Origin of the sequence: Actimicrobium sp. GrIS 1.19, assembly GCF_035984655.1 — a bacterium.
Lineage (GTDB): Bacteria > Pseudomonadota > Gammaproteobacteria > Burkholderiales > Burkholderiaceae_D > Actimicrobium.
The window spans coordinates 79,843-105,726 of the sequence record NZ_JAXCHT010000011.1 but is presented as its reverse complement, the minus strand read 5'-3'; the positions used below and the strand labels follow the sequence as shown (position 1 = coordinate 105,726).

The window sequence follows — 25,884 nt, the reverse complement described above, 5'->3', positions numbered from 1 at the left end:
CGCGATGCTGGTTGTACGTGCAATTCAGGAGCGTGACCTCGACGCCCTGCTGACGATGGCGACCCAGGTCGGCGGCGGCATGACCACCTTGAAGCCGGACCGGCAGATGCTCGGCAAGCGCGTCGAAGTGGCGTGCGCCTCGTTCGCAGAAACCATCCCGCCGGAGCAGCGCGACTACCTGTTCGTGATGGAAGACACCGGCAACGGCCGATTGGTGGGCGTGTGCGCCATCAAGGCGGCAGTCGGACTGACCGAACCGTTCTATAACTACCGCATTGGCACGCTGGTGCATTCGAGCACCGAGCTCAATGTGTTCTCGCGCATGGATACGCTGTATCTGTCGAATGACCTGACCGGGTGCGCCGAGCTGTGTTCGCTGTTCCTGCATCCCGATTACCGCAGCGGCAGCAACGGCAAGCTGTTGTCGAAGAGCCGCTTCCTGTTCATCGCCCAGTTCCCGCACCTGTTTTCGACCCGGCTGATCGCCGAGATGCGCGGCTTCCAGCAGGCCGATGGCACCTCGCCGTTCTGGGACCACCTGGGCCAGCATTTCTTCCGCATGGACTTCGACCGTGCCGACGAACTGTCGGCGCTCGGCAAGAAATCCTTCATCGCCGAGCTGATGCCGCGCCATCCCTTGTACGTGGCCTACCTGCCGCAGGAAGCCCAGGACGTGATCGGCGTGGTGCATGTCGATACCGCGCCGGCGCGCCGCCTGCTGGAACAGGAAGGCATGTATTACGAGGGCTACGTGGATATCTTCGATGCCGGGCCAGTGCTGCAGGCGCGCGTGTCGGAATTGCGCTCGATGCGCGAAAGCACGCTGGTCACGGTCGACGCCGCCGCGCCGGCCGACAGCGATCCGTTGCTGCTGGTTGCCAGCACCAGCCTGCAGGACTTCCGCGTGGTGGCGGCCCAGGCCGACGTCAGCCAGCAGCGCGTGACGCTGTCCGGCCACAGCCGCACGCTGCTGGGCTGTGCGGTTGGCGATCCGGTGCGCACCATGTCTCTCAATCCTTCCAGAAAATAATCATGCTCAGTCATTTCATCAATGGTCACTGGAGCGCCTCGCAGGGTGCGGCGCTGACAGTCGTCAATCCCGCCAGCGGCGACGCCGTGTGGCACGGCAACCAGGCTGGTGCCGCCGAAATCGATGCCGCCTGCCGCGCGGCGCGCGGTACGTTTGCGGCATGGGCGTTGACGCCGCTGGAACAGCGCTGTGCGATCGCGGCACGCTTTCGCGATCTGCTCAGGCAGCATGCCGAGGCGTTGGCCCGGACCATTTCGCAGGAGGTCGGCAAGCCGCTGTGGGAAGCCCGCACCGAAGTCGCCTCGATGGCCGCCAAGGTGGATATTTCGATCCAGGCCCATACCGCCCGCACCGGCACCGTCAGCGGCCACATTGCCGATGGCGACACGGTGTTGCGGCATCGCCCGCATGGCGTCTTCGGCGTGTTCGGACCGTACAATTTTCCGGGCCATTTGCCGAACGGGCATATCGTGCCGGCGCTAATCGCCGGCAATACGCTGGTGTTCAAGCCGAGTGAGTACGCGCCGCAGACCGCCATCAAGACAGTCGAGCTGTGGCAGCAGGCCGGCTTGCCGGCCGGCGTGCTGAATCTGGTCAATGGCGCGCGCGATACCGGCGCGGCGCTGTCGCAGCATGCAGAACTCGACGGCATCCTGTTCACTGGCAGCTACCAGACCGGCGCGATCCTGCACCGCCAGTTCGCCGGGCAACCGGACAAGATGCTGGCGCTGGAAATGGGTGGCAACAATGCGCTGGTCGTGTGGGATGTGGCCGAGCTGGACGCTGCCGTGCACCATGCGATCTTTTCCGCCTTTGTCAGTGCCGGGCAGCGCTGCACCTGTGCGCGCCGCCTGGTCGTCGAGGACTCGCCGCGCGGCGCCGCCTTCATCGCGCGACTGGTCGAGGTGGCCGGCAAGATTCTGGTCGGCGCGCCCGATGCCGATCCCGCGCCGTTCATGGGTCCGGTGGTGTCGGCCGCAATTGCCGGCAAATTGCTGGCGGCGCAGGCCGACCTGATCGCGCGCGGCGGCACGGCCCTGCTGACGATGCGCCAGTTGCAGGCCGATACCGGCTTGCTGTCGGCCGGGATCATCGATGTGACCGGCGTGGCCGGCCTTCCCGACGAAGAGTTTTTCGGGCCGCTGCTGCAAGTCGTGCGGGTCGCGGACTTCGACGCCGCCATCGCCGCCGCCAATGCCACCAGCTACGGTCTCGCAGCCGGTTTGCTGTCGGACGACGAGATGCTGTGGAAGCGTTTTCTGAACAGCGCACGCGCCGGCATCGTCAACTGGAACCGTCCCACCACCGGCGCCGCCAGCAGCGCACCGTTCGGCGGCATCGGCAACTCCGGCAATCATCGCCCCAGTGCGTATTACGCCGCCGACTATTGCGCCTATCCGGTGGCCTCGATCGAGAATGCGGCGCTGGCGATGCCGGCGCAGCTGTCGCCCGGCCTGACTTTCTGACCACGAAGAGCATCCATGCCAACTGCACGCGAATATAACTTCGATGGCCTGGTCGGGCCGTCGCACAACTACGCCGGACTGTCGTTCGGCAATGTCGCCTCATTCAACAACGTCAAGAGCGTGTCGAATCCGAAGCAGGCCGCGTTGCAGGGTCTGGCCAAGATGCGCGCGCTGGCGCAACGCGGCTTTGCGCAGGCGGTGCTGCCGCCGCAGTTGCGGCCGGATTTCAGGCTGTTGCGCAGCATCGGCTTCACCGGCAGCGATGCCGATGTGCTGGCCCGGGCGTTCCGCGATGCCCCGGCGATCCTGTCGTCGGCCTGGTCGGCCGCGCCGATGTGGAGCGCCAACGCCGCCACCGTGAGTCCGTCGGCCGACACCGGCGATGGCCGCGTGCACTTCACGGTCGCCAATCTCAACAGCAAGCTGCATCGTTCGTATGAACACCTGCAGACCGAGCGCACGCTGCGCGCGCTGTTTTCCGATGCGCGCCATTTCGCGGTGCATCAGGCCTTGCCGGGCACGCCCGCTTTTGGTGACGAAGGCGCCGCCAATCACACCCGCCTGTGTGCCTCGCATGGTGCTGCCGGCGTCGAGATGTTCGTCTATGGCCGTGTCGAATTCAATCCCGAAGCGCCCGCGCCGAAGCGCTTTCCGGCGCGCCAGACGCTCGAAGCGAGCCAGGCCGTGGCGCGCCTGCATGGGCTGCAGCCGCAGCACACCGTGCTGGTCGCGCAGGACCCGGCGGTGATCGACATGGGCGTGTTTCACAGCGATGTCATCGCGGTCGGCAACGGCAACGTGCTGTTCTATCACGAGCAGGCGTTTCTGGATGAGGCCGGCATGCTCGCTGCGCTGCAGCGCGGCATGGCGTCGGTCGGCGCCGAACTGGTGCCGGTGCGGGTCGGTTTTGCGCAGGTGTCGATGGCCGATGCGGTGGCCAGCTATCTGTTCAACAGCCAGTTGCTGAGCAAGCCGGAAGGCGGCATGGCGCTGGTGGTGCCGCAGGAGTGCCGCGAGAATTCGCGCGTGGCGACCTATCTCGACGGGCTGGTCGCCAGCGGTGGCCCGATCGACGAGCTGATCAGTTTTGATTTGCGCCAGAGCATGCGCAATGGCGGCGGTCCGGCCTGCCTGCGCCTGCGCGTGGTGCTCGACGAGGCCGAGGCGGCCGCCATGCACCAGGGCGTCATCATGACCGAAGCGCTGTACGCCGAATTGGTGCAATGGGTCGAGTTGCACTATCGTGATGCACTGGCGCCGGCTGATCTGGCCGACCCGCAGCTGGCGATCGAAGTGCAGACGGCACTCGACGCGCTGACAAAAATTCTTCAGCTGCCGCAACTTTATTCGTTCCAGTAAGACCATAATACGGCGTCCAATCCAGCCCACCGAATGCATCTTACCGAGACAGGAAAGTCATGAAACGCTGCATGCCCGTCGTCACCCTGATCGTTGCACTGATCGCCGGTCTGCTGACCGCCACTGTTACCGAAGCGCGCACGCTAGACCAGATCAAGGCCTCGGGTACCCTGATCGCCGCCACCGAAGGGGCCTACCCGCCATTCAATTTCTACCAGGGCGCCAAACTGACCGGCTTTGAAGTCGAGCTGGCCGAAGCGATGGCCAAGAAGATGGGGCTGAAAATCGAATGGAAGGCGCTGTCGTTTGACGCCCTGCTGGCCGGACTGGGCCAGGACCGCTGGGACATGGTGATTGCCTCGTTCGGCGTCACCGAAGATCGCGCCAAGGCGGTCAGCTTTACCAATCCACACTACTGCAGCGGCGGCGTGATCGTCTCCAAATCAGCTGCGATGAAAGATGCCGCATCGCTGGCCGGTAAAACCGTGGCGGTGCAAACCGGTTCGACCTACATGGCCAATGTGAAGAAGATTGCCGGCGTCAAGGAGGTCAAGAACTTCCCGCAGGATACCGATGCCCGTTCCGCGCTGGTGGCCGGCCGGGTCGATGCCTGGGTCAGCGACCGCTTCGCCGTCAAGACCATGCTGGAAAATAATCCGGCGCTGGGGCTCAAGGCCGGTGGCTACCTGTTCGTCGAACCGATCGCCACTGCCGTCAAGAAAGACAACACGGCGCTGATCGGTGCACTCAACAAGGCGCTGGCCGACGTGATGGCCGATGGTACCTACAAGACGCTGTCGGAAAAATACCTGAAAGAGGACATTCGTTGCAAATGACCACCGGGGTATTGCCGCGCAGCTGGTCGCGCCGCCGCCGCAGCGCGGTGACCATTGCGATCGCATTCATCGGCCTGTTGCTGTTCCTGTGGCTGATGGCGATTCCGATGGCATGGCTGCCGCCGCCGATTGGCGAGGCCGCGCAGCAGTTCGCCGAAGGCGCCCGCGTGACCGTGATGCTGACCGTGGTGTCCGGCCTGATCGGCATCGTGCTCGGCATGCTGGCGGCCCTGGGCAAGTTGTCGGCGCTGTGGCCGTTGCGCTGGATCGCCGGTTTTTATATCTGGGTGATTCGTGGCACGCCATTGCTGGTGCAGGTGCTGTTCGTGTTCCTGGCCTTGCCGGCGATGGCGCCGGGCTTGCAGCTGTCGGATTTCTATTCGGCGGTGGTGGCGTTGTCGCTCAATGCCGGCGCCTACAATGCCGAGGCGATTCGCTCCGGCATCCTGGCGGTCCACAAGGGCCAGAGCGAAGCCGCGCGCTCGCTCGGGCTGTCCGCCTTCCAGACCTTCCGTGATGTGATTTTTCCGCAAAGCATGCGCATCGCCTTGCCGCCGCTGGTCAACAATTTTGTCTCGCTGCTCAAGGATTCCAGCCTGGCCTATGTGATCGGGGTGGTGGAGCTGTCGAACATCGGCAACCGCATTCAATCGGTCACGTTCCAGCCGATCCCGGTGTTTTTGACGGTGGCGGCGATCTACCTGATCCTGACCTCGGTGATGACGCAGATCTCCGGCGCCATTGAACGACAACTCGATGTGGAGCGTCACCATTGAAGGCCGATAGCAAGCAGCCGCTGATCAGCGCCACCGCCGTCAACAAGCACTTCGGGCCGGTGCACGTGATCAAGGACGTCTCGTCCAGTTTTTATCAGGGCGAAGTCGCCGTCATCATCGGCGCGTCCGGTTCCGGCAAGTCGACCTTCCTGCGCATGCTCAACCGGCTGGAGACGCATGACTCCGGTCGCATCGTCATCGACGGCATCGAACTCAACGACAACCTCAAGAACATCGACGCGGTGCGGCGCGAAGTCGGCATGGTGTTCCAGAGCTTCAACCTGTTTCCGCATCTGACCGTGCTCGACAACATCACGCTGGCGCCGCGCCGCCTGCGTGGACTGACACGCGAACAGGCCAATGTGGTGGCGCTGGAATTGCTCGGCAAGGTAGGACTGGCCGGGCATGCGCACAAGTACCCGCACCAGATGTCGGGCGGGCAGCAGCAGCGCGTGGCGATTGCGCGCTCGCTGGCGATGCAGCCGAAAGTAATGTTGTTCGATGAACCGACCAGCGCGCTCGACCCCGAAATGATCAAGGAAGTCCTCGACGTCATGAAGGACCTGGCGCGCTCCGGCATGACCATGATCGTGGTCACGCACGAGATGGGATTTGCGCGCGAGGTGGCCGACCGGGTAATTTTTTTCGAGCACGGCAGAATCCTGCATGAAGCGCCACCCGAGGAATTTTTCGGGAACGCGCACAATGACCGCATACGCGCGTTTCTCGGCCAGATTGCCAACCAGTAATGGTGTGATCACGCAACACCACTACCCCGCACCGGCGGGTTTTTTTTCAAGGTGACGCAACGCAGGCAGCAATCCGAATGGACTGACACAAATCAGGTAAATTCAGCAGCACACGAGGCGCCGCTACCCGCAGCGCCGACGCAGCAGCAACGCCCAACCATTATTCGATTGAGGATGTCATGAAAGAAATCTCGCAGAATCTGCGCAAGCAAACCCTTGCTCTGGTACCGCCCCAGGCCGCCCCGGTGTCTGGACTGATCGAACTCTGGCTGAACTCGCTCGATGAAGAGGATTTGAGCGGCATCGCGCCGGCCAGTCTGGCATCGGCACTGGTCGAGCCGTTCACGCGGGCGCAGCAGCGCATTGTCGACGGTTGCCAGATCGATGTCGGCAGCTACGATGACGGCCGCGGCGGCCAGGCCACTGCGCTGCTGATCGTCAATCCTGATGTGCCGTTCCTGGTCGATTCTTTCGTGATGGCCCTGCGTAAGCTGGGCATTGCCTCACGCTCGGTGCTGAATGCGGTGCTGTCCGTGAAACGCACCGCCAACGGCGAAATCGACCAGCTGGCGTCGGCCAGAACCGGCGCCCCCGCGCTCGAATCATGGGTGCTGTGCCTGCTTTCGGAAGCGCTTGATGCGGCCACGCTGGCGGCGCTGGACAAGGCCATCCACCTGGTCGCGGCCGATGCCGCCACGGTCCATCGCGACGCCGCCGTGCTGGCCGAGCGCATGACCGGCGTGGCCGCACTGGCCGCCGCCAACCGCACCGACGAGGGCAACGAAGTCGCTGCCTTCATCGAATGGGCGCGCGACGGCGGCTTCGAGCCGTTCGGTTACGCCTACTACCGCGCCTTGCCGGGCGAACGCGAGCTGGTGCGCGATCTGGGCAGCCGCAGCGGCCTGCTGCGCGATGTCTCGCACCCGGTCTACGACACCTGCCTGGCCGGCATCCCCGGCGAGTTCGATACGCTGGCCGCCCGCAACGACACGCTGTCGGTGGTCAAGGCCGACGTGCAATCGACGCTGCATCGCGACCTGCATCTGGACTTCATCGGTGTGCGCGATGTCGATACCGAAGGCACCCTCAAGGGCGAGCACTGTTTCATCGGCCTGTTCACCCGCGCCGCCGCCGCCACTGCACTGGGACGGCTGCCGTTCGCGCGCGGCCGAATCAAGCAGGTATTGACGCTGGCCGGGGTGCGCCGCGAGGGGTTTCGCGCTGAAAAATTTCTTGAAATTCTTGAATCGCTGCCACGCACCGAAGCGTTCGAAGCCGATCCAGAGTGGCTGGCCAACCTGTGCACCAGTGTGGTCTCGCTGTACAAGCAACCGCGCACCAAGGTCTTCGCCCGCCGCGACGTGTATGACCGCCACCTGAACGTCATCGTGTATCTGCCCAGCGAACGCTTCAGCGCCGCGCTGGTGAAAACCATCTCGCGCCAGCTGCAGCAGCTCACCGGCGCTTCCGATGTGCGCGCCGACACCCAGGTCAGCGACGGCCCGCTGGCGCGGATCTACCTGATTGCGACCGCGGCGCGCGCCGACATCGATCTGGAAACCGAAATTCGCCAACCGCTGATCGATGCGGTCGAAGGCTGGCACAACCGCTTCGACACACTGGTCGAGAATACCGCTGACGCCGCCAGGCGCAGCGCGCTGCACCGGATGCTGGCAGCCTTGCCGGGCACTTATGTGACGGCCACCGCACCGCAAGTGGCGTACCGCGATCTGCTGAGCCTGCTGCGTGCGTCGCCGGCGGCGGCAGTCAGCGTGCGCATCGAAATCGACACGGCCCACGGCGTGAGCGTGCGACTGTATTCGGTCAACAGCGTGCCTGCGCTGTCGGCGATCCTGCCGGCGCTGCACAATGCCGGTGTCGAAATCGAACGCGAACAGACCTTCCGGATTGCCGTTGGCGAGACCTGCTGGTTCATTACGGAGCTCAGCACCGACGCGGCCAGCGCCGCCAAACTGGCGCGCCCGCAGGTGGCCGACGCAGCGCAGGAATTGTTCGAGGCACTGTTCAACAATGCCGCCGAAGACGGCCGCATGAATGGCCTGGCGATTGAGGCCGGCCTGCGCATGCGTGAAGTGCAGGTGATCCGCGCCTATGCCAGCTATTGGCGTCAGGCCGGCAGCCGCTTCAGCCTGCGCTATATCGCCGACTGCCTGCGCAAGCAACCCGGCCATGTGCGCACGCTGGTCGAAAGCTTCCAGACCCGCTTCAACCCGGCGCTCGATGCCGCGCAACGCGACGCCGGCACGGCCGCACTGGCGACCTTGCGTGCCGATCTGGTCGAGGTCAATCACGCCGACACCGAAGACATCCTGCGCAGCATCGCCGACCTGATGCTGGCCACGCTGCGCACCTCGTATTACCAAACTGCCCAGACCGGCGACACGCTGTTGCTGAAGTTCGATGCCAGTGCGCTGGCGCTGCTGCCGGAGCCGCGTCCGTATCGGGAGATCTTTGTGTTCTCGCGCCGCTTCGAAGGCGTGCATCTGCGCGGCGGGCCGGTCGCGCGCGGTGGCCTGCGCTGGTCCGACCGGATGGAAGACTATCGCACTGAAGTCATGGGGCTGGTCAAGGCACAGATGGTCAAGAACGCCGTCATCGTCCCGGCCGGCGCCAAGGGCGGCTTCGTCTGCAAGATGATGCCGAAAGACGCTGCGCGCGATGTCATCGCGGCCGAAGGCGAAGCGGTGTACCGGCTGTTCATCGCCGGACTGCTCGACCTGACCGACAACCGCGTGCAGGGCGCCATCGTTCCACCGGCCGAGACGGTCTGCTACGACGAACCCGATCCGTATCTGGTGGTGGCGGCCGACAAGGGCACCGCCACCTTCTCCGATATCGCCAACGGCATTGCGGTCAAGCGTGGTTTCTGGCTGGGCGATGCATTCGCCTCGGGCGGCTCGAACGGCTACGACCACAAGAAACTCGGCATTACCGCCAAGGGCGCCTGGGAAGCCGTCAAGCGGCACTTCTATGAAATGGGTCACGACATCAACACCACGCCGATCACCATGGTCGGCGTGGGCGACATGTCCGGCGACGTATTCGGCAACGGCGTGCTGCTGTCGCGCCAACTGAAGCTGGTGGCGGCGTTCGACCATCGTCATGTCTTCATCGACCCGAACCCGAATGTGGTGACCTCCTTTGCCGAACGCACGCGCATGTTTGCGCTGCCGCGCTCGTCGTGGGAAGACTATGACAAGTCGCTGATCTCGGCCGGCGGCGGCGTCTGGCCTCGCAGCGCACGCAGCATCGAGCTGTCGCCCGAGGCGCGCGCCGCGCTCGGTATCGAAGCCGACAGCCTGGCGCCGGAAGCGCTGCTGCACCAGATTCTGCTGGCGCCGGTCGACCTGTTCTACAACGGCGGCATCGGCACCTACATCAAGGCCTCGACCGAAACCCATGAACAGGTCAAGGATCGCGCCAACGACGCCATTCGGGTCAACGGCAATGAACTGCGCTGCAAGGTCGTGGCCGAGGGCGGCAATCTCGGCGCGACGCAAAATGGCCGGATCGAATTCGCCGTCAAGGGCGGCAACATATTCACCGACGCCATCGACAACTCTGCCGGCGTTGATTGCTCCGACCATGAAGTCAACGTCAAGATCTGGCTCGACACCGAAGTCAACGCCGGCTTGCTGACGCCGGCCCGGCGCAACGAGGTGCTGGGCGAAATCACCGATGACATCGAAGCGCTGGTGTTGCGCGACAACACGCTGCAAACCCATCTGCTGACACGCGAAACCCAGGCCCAGAACGATCCGCTGGTGCAGACCGGGTATGCCGCGCTGATCGCCGATCTGGAACAGCAGGGTGTCATCTCGCGCGAACTGGAACAGCTGCCAAGCGAATTCGAACTGTCGCGCCGGCAGGTCGCCGGGATCGGCCTGGCCGCACCGGAACTGGCGGTGGTGATTGCCAACGTCAAGAACCACTACAAGGCCGTGCTGGCGCAGGCGCCGCTGATCGAACAAAGCTGGGCGCGCACATTATTGACGCCGTATTTTCCGGGCGCGCTGGTAGCCAGTCGCAACGGGCTGGCCCATCCGCTGGCCAATGCCATCCTCGCCACGGTGCTGGCCAACGAAGTGGTCAACCGCTGTGGTCCGCTGCTGGTGCCGGCGCTGGCGCGCCTGCATCATGTCAGCCAGACCGAGGTCATCTGCGCCTGGGCGCAAGCCTGGGCAGCGCTCAATCTCGCGCCATTGTTCGGCACGCTCGATCGCCATGCGCTGACGGTGCCGGTGGGCGTGTCGAAGGCGGTCGATCAGCGCACCCGCGCCTTGCAGCGCGCGGTCATGACCGGCGTGCTGTCGGTGCCGGCGGAGCAGCGCAATGCGCCCGGCAGCATGGATGAACTGACGCAGTTGTTCAGTGCTGCCGATGCCGCCATCGGGCTGGGGTCCGGTGCGGCGCAGACGCTGTCCGGACAATCCGGGCTGCCCGCCGATTTTGTCGCGGCGGTGGCGTCGGTCGACGCGCTCGAAGGCGTGGCCAACTTCCTGTTTTCTGCCCTGTCGGTGCCACGTCCGGCCGGCATGAGCCTGCCGGCGTTCCTGCAGGCCGGCATGGCGCTGCGCCAGCAATCGGGTATCGACGTGATGGAGCGCACGCTGATGCAGGCCAGCGGCAATCCGACCCAGGAAGCGCTGCGCGGTCACGCCTTGCAATCGCTGCGTCGGACCCAGCAGCGCTTGCTCACGCAAGTGTTGCCGGAGCTGGGCAACAACGCCGGTCAGGCCATCAGCGCCTTGCTCGGCAAGCTCAACCTGAGCCGGCGCGAGGAAGATGCTTCGCTGGATAATGTCGTGCTGGACGTCTGGTCGATGGCCGACCTGACCGCTGCTGCGGCATGATGCCGAGCGCGTCAGTCGCTGCGCTGGCGGCGGCCGATTTCAGTGCGCTGGCGGCGCGCTTTGCGGCCGCCGGCGTGCCGGTCGCGCTGCCCGGACCCGGCATGCTGCAGCTGGGCGCCGATCCGCAGCGGCTGTCGCTGCTGATCTCGGTCGGCGTGCACGGTGATGAAACCGCGCCGATCGAATTGCTGGCGCAACTGCTGGCGACGCTGGCCGAGACGCCCGGGCAACTGGCGGTCAACCTGCTGGTCGTGGTCGGCAATCCGGCCGCGATTGCGCTGGCCAAACGCTTCATCGACGTCGACCTGAACCGCTTGTTCCGGCGTGATCAGGGCGACCTGGCAACGGCGCGGGAAGCAGCGCGGGCGCACCAGATCATGGCCGCTGCCAGCGCTTTTTTTGCAACTGGCGGCGCGCGCTGGCATCTGGATTTGCATACCGCCATCCGTGCCTCGCGCTACCCGACCTTTGCCATCATTCCCGCCTGCATCGCGCCGCCGCAGCAACGGGCGCTGACCGGCCTGCTGGGCGACGCCGGGATTGCCGCCGTCATCCTCAACCCGACCTCGGCGGGCACCTTCAGTGCATTTACGGCAGAACAGCTGGCGGCCACCAGCGCCACGGTTGAATTGGGGCAGATCGGTTTGCTCGGCGACAATGAACTTGCTGCTTTTGCCCCTGCCGCAGCGACTCTGGCCTTATTGTTGCGCAGCGGCGTGGTCGCCGCCGGCACTGCCACGCCGCTGGTCTTCACGGTGGCGCAGGAAATCATCAAGCACAGCGAGGCGTTTGCCATGAGCTTCGACGGCAGCACGCAAAATTTCACGGCGCTGGCAAAGGATCAGGTCATCGCCACCGATGGCGCCATCGTGTATCGGGTGCAGCATGACGAAGAGCTGGTGGTGTTTCCGAATCCGAACGTGCGGGTCGGTCATCGCGCTGGTCTGATGGTGGTGCAAAAACAGTAACCGGGAACGCTTGAAAAAAGAGGGAGATGCGGGATGCGGACGCGATTTCATCACATGCTCGACAGTGCGCTGGCCGTGCCCGGCATCCGGGACTTGCGCATGCAACGCTTCGATGCCGACTTCAGCCGCGGCAACTACAACGGCACCTGTCGTGGCGTGTATCACAGCTATGCCGAAGCCGCCGCTGCCGCGCCCACCACGCTGCTGCTCGGCTACGACCATGCCGGACCGGCCGGCATGTACCGCGACCGCATCGAACGGGTGTCGCCGGGCGATTATCCAATGATGCTGTGGCTGCAGAAGGCCTTTGCCGCCGGTGTCACGCGCGTGGTGGACCTCGGTGGTCATGTTGGCGTCAGTTACTACGCCTACCAGAAATACCTGGACTATCCCGACGGCCTGCGCTGGCAGGTGTTCGACGTGCCGGCGGTGGCGGCAGCCGGTTGCGAGATTGCGCTGGAGCGTGATCCGTCCGGCCACCTGTCGTTCATCGACAGCTTCGCGCCGGCCGCGCAGGCGGACCTGTTGTTCACGTCGGGTTGCGTGCAGTATCTGGAACAGACGCTGGCCGAGAAACTGGCGGCGCTGCCACGGCAACCGGAATGGTTGCTGGTCAACCTGCTGCCACTGCACGACTCGCTCGCGTACTGGACCGTGCAAAGCATCGGCAAGGCCTTTTGCCCGTGCCGGATTCAGCACAAGGCCAGCTTTTTCAGCGCCCTCGAACAACTCGGCTATCAGGTGCTGGATGTCTGGACCAATGCCGAGAAACAGTGCGAGATTGCCTTTGCGCCCGAGCACAGCCTGAACGGCTATGTCGGCGCGGCCTTGCGCAAGACGGGTTGATCTACATCCCGCCCAGGCACAGATATTTGATCTCCAGATACTCGTCCATGCCGTAGCGCGATCCCTCGCGCCCGAGGCCCGATTGCTTGACGCCGCCGAACGGCGCGACTTCATTCGAAATCAGGCCGGTGTTGATGCCGACCATGCCGTATTCGAGCCGTTCTGCCACGCGCCAGACCCGGCCGATGTCGCGCGAATAAAAATAACTCGCCAGTCCGAAGTCGGTATCGTTGGCCGCTGCAATGACTTCGGCTTCGGTCGAGAAGCGGATCACGGCGGCGACCGGGCCAAAGGTCTCTTCGCGCATGATCTTCATGTCGGCGGTCAAGTTCGACAACACCGTGGCGGCGTAAAAGTGCGGACCACGCGGGTGGCGCGCGCCACCTGTCACCAGCGTCGCGCCTTTGGCGAGCGCGTCGCGCACGTGATCTTCCACCTTGGCGATGGCCTGGTCGTCGATCAACGGACCCAGCCCGACGCCGGCTTCGGCGCCGTCACCGACCTTGATCGCCGCGGCGCCTGCGGCCAGCCGTTCGACGAAGCGGTCGTAGATCGAGTCATGCGCATAAAAGCGGTTGGTGCAGACGCAGGTCTGGCCGGCATTGCGGTACTTCGACTGCAGGGCGCCTTCGACGGCGGCGTCCAGGTCGGCGTCCTCGAACACGATGAATGGCGCATGACCGCCCAGTTCCAGCGCGAGTTTCTTGACCGTCGGCGCGCATTGCTGCATCAGGATGCGGCCGACCGGGGTTGAGCCGGTGAACGACAGGTGGCGCACGATCGGACTGTCGCACAGCACCTTGCCGACCTCGATGGAATTGTCGGCGTCGGCGGTAATGATGTTGATGACGCCCGCCGGCATGCCGGCACGCTGCGCCAGCGTCGCAATCGCCAGCGCCGACAGCGGCGTCTGCTCGGCCGGCTTGATGACGATGGTGCATCCGGCCGCGATGGCCGGCGCGACCTTGCGGGTAATCATGGCGATCGGAAAATTCCACGGGGTGATCGAGGCACACACGCCAATCGGCTGCTTCAACACCACCATGCGCTTGTCGCTCCAGGTCGACGCCATGACGTCGCCGGTGACGCGCTTGGCTTCTTCGGCAAACCATTCAATGAAGCTGGCGCCGTACAGCACTTCGCCTTTGGCTTCGGCCAGCGGCTTGCCCTGTTCGGCGGTCATCAATGCGGCCAGGTCGTCGGCGTTGGCAAGGATCAGATCGAACCACTTGCGCAGCACGGCGGCACGCTCCTTGCCGGTTTTGGCGGACCAGGCGGGCAGGGCGGCGGCAGCGGCGTCAATGGCCTGGCGGGTGGCCTCGGCGCCGAGGTTGGGCACCGTGCCGATGCGGCTGTTGTCGACCGGATTGGTCACGGCAAAACTGCTGCTGCCGCTGATCCATGCGCCATTGATGAGGGTCTGTTCGCGCAGCAGCGTGGGGTTGTTCAGGGTGAGGCTGGTTGAGGACATCGTGGACTCCGCGGCGGGTGAAGGGTCGAGGATAACCGAAAGGCGTCAATGCAGCCGACGGATGCGCTGCTGCGCCGGCGCCGGCATGCTGTCGCGCGTGCGGAACCAGGCCACCGTCGCATCCAGATCGACCACGCCCTGTTGCGCGTTCTTGCCTTCGGTGAGCACGCTGAAGCGGTCGCCGCCCGAAGCCAGATAGCTGTTGACGGTGACCCGATAGGTTTGCTGCATATCAATCGGCACTCCCTGCAGCCGCATTGAGCCCGGCACCACGCGCTGGCCGCGGCCGGCCGCAGCGCCTTCCAGCTTGGCCGCATCCCAGCTGTAGCTGAAGCCCTGCGACACCGGCAGGATGCGGCCCCCGGCGGGCTGCGGCGCCTCCCACTGCTGCTCCAGCAAACGCAGCAGTTGCGCACCGTTCAGATCGAGCGTGATCAGGTTGTTCCCGAACGGCATGACCGCATACAGCTGGCCGTAGCTGACCTCTGCCGAACCGGCCAGGTCAGCGCGTACGCCGCCCGGATTGGTAAAGGCGATCTGCGCCGGGCGCGCGCCGTACGAGGCGTCCGATGTTGCCGCCAGAAAGGCATCGGCCACCACCGCGCCGAGCGTGCTTTCGCCCGCCGCGTTGGCTGTGCGCGTCAGCGGCCCGGCCAGCTTGCCGACCACGGCGCTGGTAATCGGGCCGACCAGATCGGCGTAGCGCGTCACCAGGGCGTCGATGGCCGCATCCTTGCTGTCGCGCAGCGCCACCACGTTGTCGGCGCTTTTGCGCAGCACCTTGCGCGCCACCGGATCGATGGTCAGCTCGATCGCGCTGGCGACGCGGCCGTACGATCCGGTTTGCGTGACCAGTCTGCCGTCGGGGCGGGTGCACACATATTCCTGATGGGTATGGCCGCTGATGACGACGTCGACCGCCGCATCGAAGCGATCGACGATGGCGACGATCTCGCCCGTGAAGCCGGGGCAGGTCTTGTCGTTGACGCTGGTGGCGGTGGTGGCGCCGCCCTGATGGATCAGCACCACGATGGCGGCCGCACCGGCGGCCTTGAGCTGCGGCGCCAGCGCGTTGACTGTGGCGACTTCGTCTTCGAAGCGCAGTCCCGCCACGCCCGCTGGCGTGACCACCGAGGGCGTGTCCTTCAGGGTCAGGCCGATGAAACCGATCTGCACGCCGCCCACCGTGCGCATTGCCGTGGCGGGCAGCAGCGTCTGGCCGCTGCGCTGGTCGATCACGTTGGCGGCCAGATAGGTGAATTTCGCGCCGCTGAACTTGCCGTCGTTCATGCAGGTGTCGACCCCGACCCGGCCCAGCCGGCCGTCAGCCGACGGCGCAAGGCAGCCGCCGCGTTGCAGCCGCAGCAGTTCGTCGCGGCCCTTGTCGAATTCATGATTGCCGACCGAGCTGATGTCCAGCCCCATCTGGCCGAGCGCGTCGATGCTGGGTTCGTCATGGAACAGGGCGGACGCCAGCGGCGAGGCGCCCACCATGTCGCCGGCGGCGACCACCAGCGTGTGGCCCGGGTTGCGCGCTTTCAATTGGCTGATCAAGGCGGCCAGATGCGCGGCGCCGCCGGCCGCCACCTTGGTGTCGCCGAGCGTGACGCTGCCGGCGGGCGGCTGCAGGTTGCCGTGAAAGTCATTCAGGCCGATCAGCGAGACTTGCACCGGGGTGGTGTTGACACTTGCACAACCCGCCAGGAAAAGGGCTGCCAGGGCAGCCGCACTGCGCGCAATTCGACTGCTGATTTTCGTGCTCATGTCCGCCTCCCGAGCGCGCCGCTGCGCGATTGAAAACCGCAAGTCTACCGGCCGCCAACAACTCGGTGATGACATTCATCGCCGCGCGTTTTGATGGGCGCTTCTTTGCTATAATCCGCCCCCTTCTGCTTCGCCAATGCGATTTCCTTCCACGTGCCTGTCGGTGCGCTCCCTGGAATGCGTCTTGACCGCTGCATCCATCGCACGTCGCAACTGATTCTGGCCCGAATTTTGAACATGACTCTTCGCATTAAAACGCTGTCGCTGAAGCCGCGCCTTGCCGCGCCTGCCAACCCCGTATTTTTTACCGACAATCCGGCGCTCGCGCCGGACGGGGAGGTAGTGGCCGGTCCGGTGGTGGTGGTGCGCAAGACGCGTGCCGTGCGACCGGATCGGGAAGCCGACAGCGCCTCCAATGACGTTAGCGACAGCGTGCCGGTGGTGGTGCAAAAAGTAGTGCGACGCGTGCTGGTGGCTGCGGTGCAGCCCGTGCCTGTGGCCGGCAGCGTGGTCGTTGCCGTTGCGCCCGTGGCCGCCCCGGTCGCTGCCGTGGTCAAGGCGCCGCGCGTGAAGAAGGTTGCTGCTGCAGTAGTGATCCCGGTCATCAGCCCGGTCGTGATCACCCAGGTGGCGCCGGAAGCGATTGCGGCCTCTGCCGCGCCGCGTGTCGTCAAGAGCAAGTCGGGTGCCGCGCGCAGCGCGATCCCGGTGCCGGGACTGACGCCGCAGGAGCAGGAACTGCGCCTGCAGAAGATCAAGACCCTGATTGCCATCGGCAGCGAGCGCGGCTTCCTGACCCACGCCGAAATCAACGATCACCTGCCCGACGAAGCCGCCGAGGGCGAGCCGATGGAACGCATCGTCGCGACCTTCAACGACATGGGCATCGCCGTCTACGAAAAAGCGCCCGACGCCGATACGCTGCTGCTGTCCGACAAGGTGGCCTCGGCCGATGATGGCGCGGAGGCGGCGGTCGCCACGGCACTGTCGTCGATCGACGCCGACTTTGGCCGCACCACCGATCCGACCCGCATGTATCTGCGCGAAATGGGTTCGACGCCGTTGCTGTCGCGCGCCGAGGAAGTCGAGATCGCCAAGCGCATCGAAGCCGGCCTGGCCGACATGATGCAAGCCATTTCAGCCTGCCCGATGACGCTCGACGCCTTGCTGGCCGCGGCCGACCGGGTCGCCGCCGATCAGTTGTCGATCGACGAAGTGGTCGATGGCGTGGCCGACACCTCGGCCCGCCAGGCTAGTTCCGACAGCGATGTCGAAGACAGCAGCGAGAGCGACAGCGAACCCGATGACACCGAAGAAACCGACAGTGCCGAGCTCAGCAGCGCCGACAGCGATGCCCTGTCGGCGGCCCAGCTGGCAGCGCTGAAGAAATCCAGCCTGGCGCGCTTTGCCACGATTGCCGAGCAACTGGCACTGATGCGCGCGACCAATGACTTCCATGACCCGGCCTACAGTGCAGCGCAGGCCAACATTTCACGCGAACTGCTGCGCATGCGCTTTACCGCCAAGATGGTGCAGAAGCTCAGTGAATCGTTGCGCACGCAAATGGGCGACATGCGCGCGATCGAAAAACAGGTGCTGGAGCTGGTAGTGAACAAGGGCGGCATGCCGCGCAGTCACTTCATTGCGGTCTTCCCGGGCAACGAGACCCGGCTCGACTGGATCGACCAGGCGGTGAGCGTGCCCGAAGCGTATTGCGTCACGCTGGCGCGGCAGATCCCGGCCATCAAGGAATGCCAGCAGAAGCTGATCGCGCTGCAGACCCGCGTCGGCTTGCCGTTGCCGGAGCTGCGCCGGGTCTCGCGTCAAATGTCGACCGGCGAGCTGCGCGCGCGTCACGCCAAGCGCGACATGACCGAAGCCAACCTGCGTCTGGTGGTGTCGATCGCCAAGAAGTACATCAACCGTGGCATGCAGTTCCTCGATCTGATCCAGGAAGGCAATATCGGCTTGCTCAAGGCCGTCGACAAATTCGAATACCGGCGCGGCTACAAGTTTTCGACCTACGCCACCTGGTGGATTCGCCAGGCCGTCTCGCGTGCGATCGCCGATCAGGCGCGCACCATCCGGGTGCCGGTGCACATGCTCGAAACCGTCAACAAGCTCAACCGGATTTCCCGTCGCATCCTGCAGGAAACCGGGGTCGAAGCCGATCTGGCCACGCTGGCGCTGCACATGGAATTGACCGAGCAAAAAGTGCGCGAAATCATGAAAATCGCGCGCGAACCGATTTCGATGGAGTCGCCGGTTGGTGACGACGGCGATTCGCAACTGGGTGACTTCATTGCCGATACCGCCACGGCGGCGCCGCTCGATGCGGCGGTCGATGTCTCGATGCGTTCGGCCATCAAGGAAGTGCTTGATGCCCTGCCGCCACGCGAAGCCAAGATCCTGCGCATGCGCTATGGCCTCGACACCGTCTCGGACCATACGCTGGAAGAAGTCGGCAAGCAATTCGAGGTCACGCGCGAGCGCATTCGGCAAATTGAAAGCAAGGCGCTAGCCAAGCTGCGCCATCCGTCGCGCGCCGACAAACTGAAAATATTCGTTGAATGAAAATGACGTGATGTCAAGCAATGACTGCGCCTGATCGCGTTGCCAGGCCTTGTTGTACACGTTTTTCCCGACGCTCGAAATCTCCGATTGCGCGCCCTTGGATTCTGGGTAAAATCTGACAAAGCATTGCTATAAAACAAGGTCCTGCGTCGGAGACACCATGCGTTCGCCACACTCAACGAGATTTCATCAGCGGTGCTGAATCGCTTGCGCACTTGCCGGGATCGACTCGGTTCGCTGCTCACCCTGCGCATGCGCATTGCCCTCGGCGTTACGCTGGCGGTGCTGCTGACCACCGCACTGGTCAGCGTGGCGTTTCTCGCGCTCGTACGCAGCGACATGAAACAGGTGGTGCTGCAGCAACAAAACAATCTGCTGGCGCATGCCGCCAACGTCATCGATGAACAGCTGACATTTCGCAGTGATGTTCTGAGCGTGCTTGCCGATAACATGCCGGCCGCGGCGCGCGGCGATGCGGTGCGCATGCAACGCTATCTGGCCGAGCGGCCGGCGCTGAAAATCCTGTTCGACAACGTGCAAGTCATCGGTCCCGGCGGCGTCATACTGTTCGACCTGAACCATCCCGAAAAAAACGGCCAGCATGACCGGCTCGGCATCAAGATGTTCAACGACACGCTGGCGCACCAGGGCGGCGTGATCTCGGCGCCGATTCGCGGCGAGGCATCGCAACCGCCGGCGATCCTGATGACCGTGCCGATCCACAACGCCGCCAACGCCATCGATTGGGTCGTGGTGGGCACCGTTGGGCTGGATCACAACAATTTCCTGGACAAGGTGACCATTGCCGGCACGGGCGCGTCCGGCTATTTTTTCGTCGTCACGTCGGATCTGATCGTGGTGACGCATCCGGCCGCGGACCGGGTGTTGCAATCGGCCCGCACCTTGCTGCCCGGTGACGCCATGCTGCGCGTCGCCGCTGGCGGCCCCATGGGCAGCATGGAAACCGCGCTCAATGAGGGCGTTGCCGGTGTGGTGCTGTTCAAGCGGCTGCAGCAGACCAACTGGATCGTCGCATCGGTGCTGCCGGCCAGGGAGGCCTTCGCCGCCATCGACCGGATGGAACAACGCGCCGTTTGGCTGGCACTGGCGCTGGCGTTACTGGCCGGTCCGCTGGCATGGTGGGTGACGCGCCTGCAGGTGCGCGCGCTCGACCGGCTGGCGCAGCGCATCGATGCGGTGCGCCGCCGGCCGTCGCTGGTGGCGGTGGCGGTGAGCTACCCCGATAACGAAATCGGTCGCCTGACCGCGTCGTTCGATGAGTTGATGCGCGAACGCCTGTTCGCGGAAACGCGCTACCAGTCCAATGCCGAGGAGCTGCGCGCCGCCACCGACAGCACGCTGGATGCGTTCTTCGTGCTGCAGGCGGAACGCGACACCACGGGACGCATCACCGATTTCCGGGTGCGCTACCTGAACGAAAATGGCGCGCGCATCTTAAATGTCACGCGCGAGCAGGTCATGCATCGTTGCCTGCTGGAGGTGCTGCCGATTACCCACGGTGCCGGGTACTTTGACAAGTACGTCGCGGTGCTCGCCTCGGGCAAGGCATTGCAGGAGGAAGTCCCGGTCACGATACCCGGCATTCGCACGCGCTGGCTGGCGCAGCAGATCACCGCGCTGGCCGATGGCGTGGCCATCAGCGCGCGCGATATCACGCAGCGCAAGCGCGATGAGGGCGAGCTGCGCAGCAACCGGGCGTTCCTGCAATCGCTGGTCGACCATCTGCCGGTGATCGTCTACTCGAAAAGCCTGCATGGTCCGTCGCGCGGGCGCTTCGTCCTGTGGAACAAGGCGGCCGAACGGATCACCGGCTACAGCGCCGCCGAGGTCATCGGCAAGACCGACCGCGAGATTTTTGCGCACCGCGTCGCGCTCGCCTACGAACAGCACGACCGCGACATTCTCGATCGTCGCAGTGCCATTGATGTGCCGCTGCAAATGCTGCGCCGGCCGGACCGCGGGGTGCGCATCCTGCACACCCGCTCGCTGCCGTTGTTCGATGAGGACGACACGATTACCCATGTGCTGGGGATTTCCGAGGACATCACCGAACAACGCGCGCGCGATCGTGAACTGGCGCGCAATCAGGCGGAGCTCAATGCCGTCAATGACGCCTCGCCGCTCGGGCTGTTGCGCACTGACCGGCTCGGCCAGTGCCTCTACGCGAACAAGGCATTTGAAGCGATTTCGGACCTGACGCTGCCGCAGGCGCGTGGCTACGGCTGGCTGCGCGCCATCCATCCGGAGGATGTCGAGCGCGTGACTGGCCATTGGGCGGACGACGCCGCGCGCCGTGACGACCAGGGCGAGTACCGCTTCGTTCATCGCGACGGCAAGCTGGTCTGGATCTCGATCCGGTCGGCGCCGATCCTGGTCGGGGGCCGCACCACGGGGTATGTCGGCAGCGCCGAAGATGTCACTGCCCGTCGCGCCGCGCGTGCCGCGCTCGAATTCAGCGAGCAGCGCCTGCGCCTGATTACCGACAGCCTGCCGGCGCTGGTGGCGTACATCGACCGCGACGAACGCTACAGCTACTGCAATCAGTATTACCAGCAAAGCCTGCAGCTCGACCCGGTTGCGCTGATCGGAAAATCGGTGCGCGAGGTGTTCGGCTACCGCTGGCATCAACTGCTGGCGGTGAACATGACGGCGGCGCTGCGCGGGGTGCGCCAGTCCTTTGAAATCGATGCCGATACGCCGCGCGGCTGGCGCCATTTCCAGTACGAATACATTCCCGACGTGCGCGCCGACGGCGACGTGCCGGGCTTCTATTCGATGGTGACCGACATCACCCAGCGCAAGGCGATGGAGCAGGCTCTGCTGGCGGGCAAGGAGCAGTTGCGCGTGACACTCAATTCGATTGCCGACGCGGTCATCACTACCGACATGGAGGGCGCGGTGTCCTACATCAATGCGGTGGCCGCGACGATGATCGGCTGGAGTCAGCAGGAAGCCGTCGGCAAGCCCCTCGTCGACCTGTTCCATCTGGTCCACCCGCAAACCCGACAGGCGCTGCCGACACCGGTCGCGCTGGCGATTTCGGGCGGACTGGCCACGGGCATGTCGGGCAGCGCATTGCTGGTGACACGGGATGACCGGCGTGTGCCGGTGGAAGAGTCGACCGCACCGATCCGTGATGCCAACGGCGTCATGCTGGGGGTGGTGCTGGTGTTTCATGATGTCAGCGCGGCGCACGTGATGGCCGAACAGATGACGCATCTGGCCGCACACGATGCCTTGACCGGGTTGCTCAACCGGCGTGAGTTCGAGCACCGGCTGGAGCAGGCGGTGCAATCGGCGCACCTTGAGCAACGCGTGCATTCGGTGCTGTATCTGGACCTGGACCAGTTCAAGATCGTCAATGACACCTGCGGCCACGTCGCCGGCGATGAACTGCTGCGGCAGCTGGCGGTGCTGCTGCTGGACCGGTTGCGCTCCAATGACACGCTGGCGCGCCTCGGCGGCGACGAGTTCGGCGTGCTGCTGGAAGGGTGTGCACTGGAGCCGGCGATGCGGGTGGCGGAAAGCCTGCGCCAGGTGGTCAGCGATTTCCATTTTGTCTGGGAAGACAAGGTATTCCCGATCGGCGTCTCCATCGGGCTGGTCAATTTCGGCAACAACGGCGCGACCACGGCGGACATCCTGCGCATGGCCGACAGCGCCTGCTATGTGGCCAAGGACAAGGGCCGCAACCGGGTCCATGTGTTCACCGAAGAAAATGCCGAGCTGGTGCATCGACATGGCCAGATGAGCTGGGTTGCGCGGATTCGGCACGCGCTCGACAACCAGCGCTTCGTGCTGTATCGCCAGGCCATCCTGGATCTGCGCCAGCGCGAGCCGGGCGAGCACTACGAGCTGCTGCTGCGCATGCACGATGAAGACGGCACCCTGATTCCGCCCATGGCCTTCATTCCGGCGGCCGAACGCTATGGCCTGATGCCACTGCTGGACCGCTGGGTGATCGAGCAGGCGCTGTCGACCCATGCGCTGCGTCATCCGGCCGGCACGGGCGGAGGAATGTGTGCAATCAACCTGTCGGGCACCTCGATTTGCGATGAAACCTTCTTGCCGTTCGTGCTGGCACAGTTTGCGCGTTGGGATGTCGTCCCGCAGCAGGTGTGCTTTGAAGTCACCGAGACTGCCGCCATCGCCAACCTGAGCCAGGCCGCGGTGCTGATTCGCGAGCTCAAGGCGATCGGCTGCAAATTCTCGCTCGATGATTTCGGCAGCGGCATGTCGTCCTTTACGTACCTGAAGCACCTGCCGGTTGACTACTTGAAAATCGACGGCAGCTTTGTCAAGGACATGCTCGACGATCCGATCGATCGCGCCATGGTGGAGTCGATCAACCATATTGGCCACGTGATGGGACTGTGCACGATTGCCGAGTTTGTCGAGAACCCGGAGATCGTCGCGGCGCTGCGCGAAATCGGCGTCGACTACGCCCAGGGCTATGCGATCGACAAGCCGCATCCCTGCTGACGCGGTATTTCATGAAAACTAACCTTTGGTTGCTTTTTGTCGGTATGCTCTCTGCAAATAAAAACTTGCGAAGGCTACGCCCATGCCAATCTCAGCCAGGAATGCCGACCCGTCCGGGCCGACGCCAACGACCGCTGAGCAACGCAATCCACTGCTGGGGGCGCTCCTCGACAGCACTGACATCGCACTGATTTCCACTGACGCGACGGGCATCATTACGGGACTCAATCGCGGTGCGCAGATCCTGCTCGGCATTGCTGCCGACGATGTGGTCGGACTGTGTACGCCGCAGTGTTTTCACGACCCAGCCCGATTGCCCTTGCTGCTGGCGGCCGACGATGCGGCGGCGCAGCCACCGCACGGCTATGTCGGTCAGATGCTGGCGCTGGCAGCGCAGCCCGACAATCCGTTCGACGACTGGCAGTTTGTGCGTGCCGACGGGTCCATGGTGGCGGTCAGCCTGTCGGTCACGCCGATTCGCTCTACGGAGGATGAGATTGCCGGTGTCCTGCATGTCGCGCGCGACATCAGTCAGCGCAAACACACCGCGCAGGCCGAACGCGAAACCGCCGATTTCATCCGCAAGATTGCCACCCGCGTGCCCGGGGTGATTTGCCAGTTCTGCCTCAACGCCGACGGCACCTATGGCTTTCCCTACGCCAGTCAGCAGTTGCGCCAAATCTATCGCACCAGCCCGGAGACGGTCGAACGTGATGCGAATACCGTATTCCGGATCATCCATCCCGACGACGTGCAGCAAGTACTGGACTCGGTGCGCCTGTCGGCGACGCAGCTGTCGCCTTGGCGGCAGGAGTACCGGGTGCGCTTTGACGATGGTGTGGTGCGCTGGCTGTTCGGCAATGCGGTGCCGGAACGCAGCGGCGACGGCAGCATTCTGTGGCATGGCGTGGTCACCGATATCACCGAGCGCAAGCTGATCGAGCTGGCCGCGGCACGCAACCAGCAGTTCCTTGAAACGCTGATTCATGCGCTGCCGCTGATGATCTTTTCCAAGCGCGTGCAGAACGACAGCGGCGGCGGCTTTGTGTCTTGGAACCGCGCCGCCGAACGCATCACCGGACGCGTGGCGCAGCAGATGCTCGGCAAAACCAATTGCGAAGTGTTTCCGCCGGCGCTGGCCAGTCAATACGACGAGCATGACCGGCTGGTGATCGTCGGCGGTACGCCAAGACGGCTGCCGGTCCATCATGTGCAGCGCCCCGACGGCAGCTGGCGCACGCTCGACGTATCGATGCTGCCGGTGCGCGACACCGACGGCAAGGTTGAATATCTGGTCGGTATTGCCGAAGACATCACCGAGGCGCGCCAGCAGCAGGCGCAGGTGCAGCACCAGCAGGCCGAGCTCAGCGCGGTCAGCGATGCCTCGCCGCTGGGATTGTTTCATGCGGATCACGATGGCATCTGCACCTATGTCAACCGGGCCTACGAAATCATCAGCGGCCAGGCCCTGGCGCAGGTGAAGGGCCATCCGTGGCAACTGCCGCTGGCCGAGGATGAGCGCGCTGCCGTCGATCTCGCCTGGAAGTCGGCGGTGCAGGCCGTGGCGCGCTTCGAGCAGGTGGTGCGCTTCGTGCATGCCGATGGCCATGTGGTGATCGCGCGCGTGGTCGCGGTGCCAACCGAGGTCGACCAAATCTGCACCGGATTCGTCGGCACCATCGACGACATCACGTCACGCCGGCGCGTGATCGATGAACTGCGCGACAGCGAGAAACGACTGCGCACCATCACGGATAATTTGCCGGTGGGGATCGCGTATATCGACCGCGAGCAGCGGCTACGCTTCGCCAATGCGACCATGGAACGATGGATGGGCCTGGCGCCGGAGCAGGTGCTGGGCCGACGGGTGGAGGAGGTCGTCGGGCCGACAGTGTATGCGACGCGACGGCCGTGGATGGAACGTGCGCTGGGCGGCGAGCGGGTCGAGTTCGAGCTGGTGATCTCCCATCAGGAGGTCCGCCGGTTCGTCAAGACGGTCTATATTCCGGATCAGGGGCACGATGGTGTGGTGCAGGGAATTTATGCGTTGAGCACCGACATCACGGCGCAGAAGGAGACGGAAAACAAACTGCGGGTGATGGCGCAATCGGATGCGCTCACGGGTTTGCCGAATCGCTATCGGCTGGATCAGAAGTTGCGCGAGGCGTTGGCGCGCCACAAACGCACCACCGATTGCGTGGCCGTGCTGTACCTCGATATCGACCATTTCAAACGCATCAACGATACCTTCGGGCATGGTACCGGCGATGCCGTGCTGGTTGAGTTTGCCGCGCGGCTGCTGGCAACGGTGCGCGGAACCGACACCGTTGCACGCCTGGCCGGCGACGAATTCGTGGTGGTGCTGGAAGGGCTGAAAGCCGAAGCCGAGGCCACCCTGGTCAGTCAGAAAATCATGGCCATGGTCGAACGCCCGTTGCGGGTGCAGCATCATCAGTTGCTGATGTCGACCAGCATCGGGATTGCCTACGCCCATCAGAAGGATGCCACGCCGTCCGAACTGCTGGCGCTGGCCGACCAGGCGATGTACCGCGCCAAGCAGCGCGGCAGCGACGGCTTGCGCGATGTGATGGCGTAAGCCGCAAGCAGCGCCAGACTGCCCGGTGCGGTACGATCGGGGCTGTTGCGCCTGGCGGCACCGGCGCTTTCC

The 25,884-nt window shown here is 64.4% G+C and carries 14 protein-coding genes; 12 read left to right on the top strand and 2 right to left on the bottom strand.

Annotated elements, in window-relative coordinates:
- Window positions 1-4 precede the first annotated feature (4 nt).
- The 9 genes from astA to RCH09_RS09970 all read left to right on the top strand — a co-directional run bounded on the left by astA (window position 5) and on the right by RCH09_RS09970 (window position 12,904).
- The gene (astA, locus tag RCH09_RS10010; RefSeq protein ID WP_326940934.1) at window positions 5-1,030 is read left to right on the top strand and encodes an arginine N-succinyltransferase; all 1,026 of its coding nucleotides are present in this window, start codon (window positions 5-7) and stop codon (window positions 1,028-1,030) included.
- A 2-nt stretch (window positions 1,031-1,032) separates the two neighbouring features.
- Window positions 1,033-2,496 (top strand): succinylglutamate-semialdehyde dehydrogenase, encoded by a 1,464-nt coding sequence (gene astD / locus RCH09_RS10005; RefSeq protein ID WP_326940933.1) that lies wholly within the window; start codon window positions 1,033-1,035, stop codon window positions 2,494-2,496.
- Between the two features lie 15 nt (window positions 2,497-2,511).
- Window positions 2,512-3,855 carry an N-succinylarginine dihydrolase gene (gene astB, locus RCH09_RS10000; RefSeq protein ID WP_326940932.1) on the top strand — a complete coding sequence of 448 codons (1,344 nt, stop codon included), beginning with the start codon at window positions 2,512-2,514 and terminating at the stop codon, window positions 3,853-3,855.
- Window positions 3,856-3,926: 71 nt separating this feature from the next.
- Window positions 3,927-4,691, top strand: coding sequence for an ABC transporter substrate-binding protein (locus RCH09_RS09995; protein WP_326940950.1), 765 nt, complete (start codon window positions 3,927-3,929; stop codon window positions 4,689-4,691).
- Window positions 4,688-5,467, top strand: coding sequence for an amino acid ABC transporter permease (locus RCH09_RS09990; RefSeq protein ID WP_326940949.1), 780 nt, complete (start codon window positions 4,688-4,690; stop codon window positions 5,465-5,467). The genes RCH09_RS09995 and RCH09_RS09990 overlap by 4 nt, the downstream gene beginning before the upstream one ends.
- Window positions 5,464-6,216 carry an amino acid ABC transporter ATP-binding protein gene (locus RCH09_RS09985; protein ID WP_326940931.1) on the top strand — a complete coding sequence of 251 codons (753 nt, stop codon included), beginning with the start codon at window positions 5,464-5,466 and terminating at the stop codon, window positions 6,214-6,216. The genes RCH09_RS09990 and RCH09_RS09985 overlap by 4 nt, the downstream gene beginning before the upstream one ends.
- A 179-nt stretch (window positions 6,217-6,395) precedes the next feature.
- The gene (locus RCH09_RS09980; protein WP_326940930.1) at window positions 6,396-11,090 is read left to right on the top strand and encodes an NAD-glutamate dehydrogenase domain-containing protein; all 4,695 of its coding nucleotides are present in this window, start codon (window positions 6,396-6,398) and stop codon (window positions 11,088-11,090) included.
- Window positions 11,087-12,058, top strand: a complete 972-nt coding sequence (locus tag RCH09_RS09975) for a succinylglutamate desuccinylase (RefSeq protein ID WP_326940929.1) — start codon at window positions 11,087-11,089, stop codon at window positions 12,056-12,058. Before RCH09_RS09980 ends, RCH09_RS09975 begins: the two co-directional genes overlap by 4 nt.
- Before the next feature lie 33 nt (window positions 12,059-12,091).
- Entirely contained in the window at window positions 12,092-12,904 is an 813-nt protein-coding gene (locus RCH09_RS09970) for a methyltransferase, TIGR04325 family (RefSeq protein ID WP_326940928.1), read from the top strand.
- 1 nt (window position 12,905) lies between these two features.
- Here the strand turns inward: RCH09_RS09970 and RCH09_RS09965 are convergent, their stop codons facing one another.
- The gene (locus RCH09_RS09965) at window positions 12,906-14,375 is read right to left on the bottom strand and encodes an NAD-dependent succinate-semialdehyde dehydrogenase (RefSeq protein ID WP_326940927.1); all 1,470 of its coding nucleotides are present in this window, start codon (window positions 14,373-14,375) and stop codon (window positions 12,906-12,908) included.
- Window positions 14,376-14,420: 45 nt separating this feature from the next.
- The gene (locus RCH09_RS09960; RefSeq protein WP_326940926.1) at window positions 14,421-16,139 is read right to left on the bottom strand and encodes a bifunctional metallophosphatase/5'-nucleotidase; all 1,719 of its coding nucleotides are present in this window, start codon (window positions 16,137-16,139) and stop codon (window positions 14,421-14,423) included.
- 237 nt (window positions 16,140-16,376) lie between these two features.
- Here RCH09_RS09960 and rpoD point away from each other — a divergent pair, with 237 nt between their 5' ends.
- The 3 genes from rpoD (at window position 16,377) to RCH09_RS09945 (ending at window position 25,812) form a co-directional block, all read left to right on the top strand.
- On the top strand, window positions 16,377-18,713 hold the full coding sequence (rpoD, locus tag RCH09_RS09955; RefSeq protein ID WP_326940925.1) for an RNA polymerase sigma factor RpoD: 2,337 nt from the start codon (window positions 16,377-16,379) through the stop codon (window positions 18,711-18,713).
- Between the two features lie 252 nt (window positions 18,714-18,965).
- Window positions 18,966-23,216, top strand: a complete 4,251-nt coding sequence (locus tag RCH09_RS09950; RefSeq protein ID WP_326940924.1) for a PAS domain-containing protein — start codon at window positions 18,966-18,968, stop codon at window positions 23,214-23,216.
- An 82-nt stretch (window positions 23,217-23,298) separates the two neighbouring features.
- Entirely contained in the window at window positions 23,299-25,812 is a 2,514-nt protein-coding gene (locus tag RCH09_RS09945; RefSeq protein WP_326940923.1) for a sensor domain-containing protein, read from the top strand.
- Window positions 25,813-25,884: the final 72 nt, after the last annotated feature.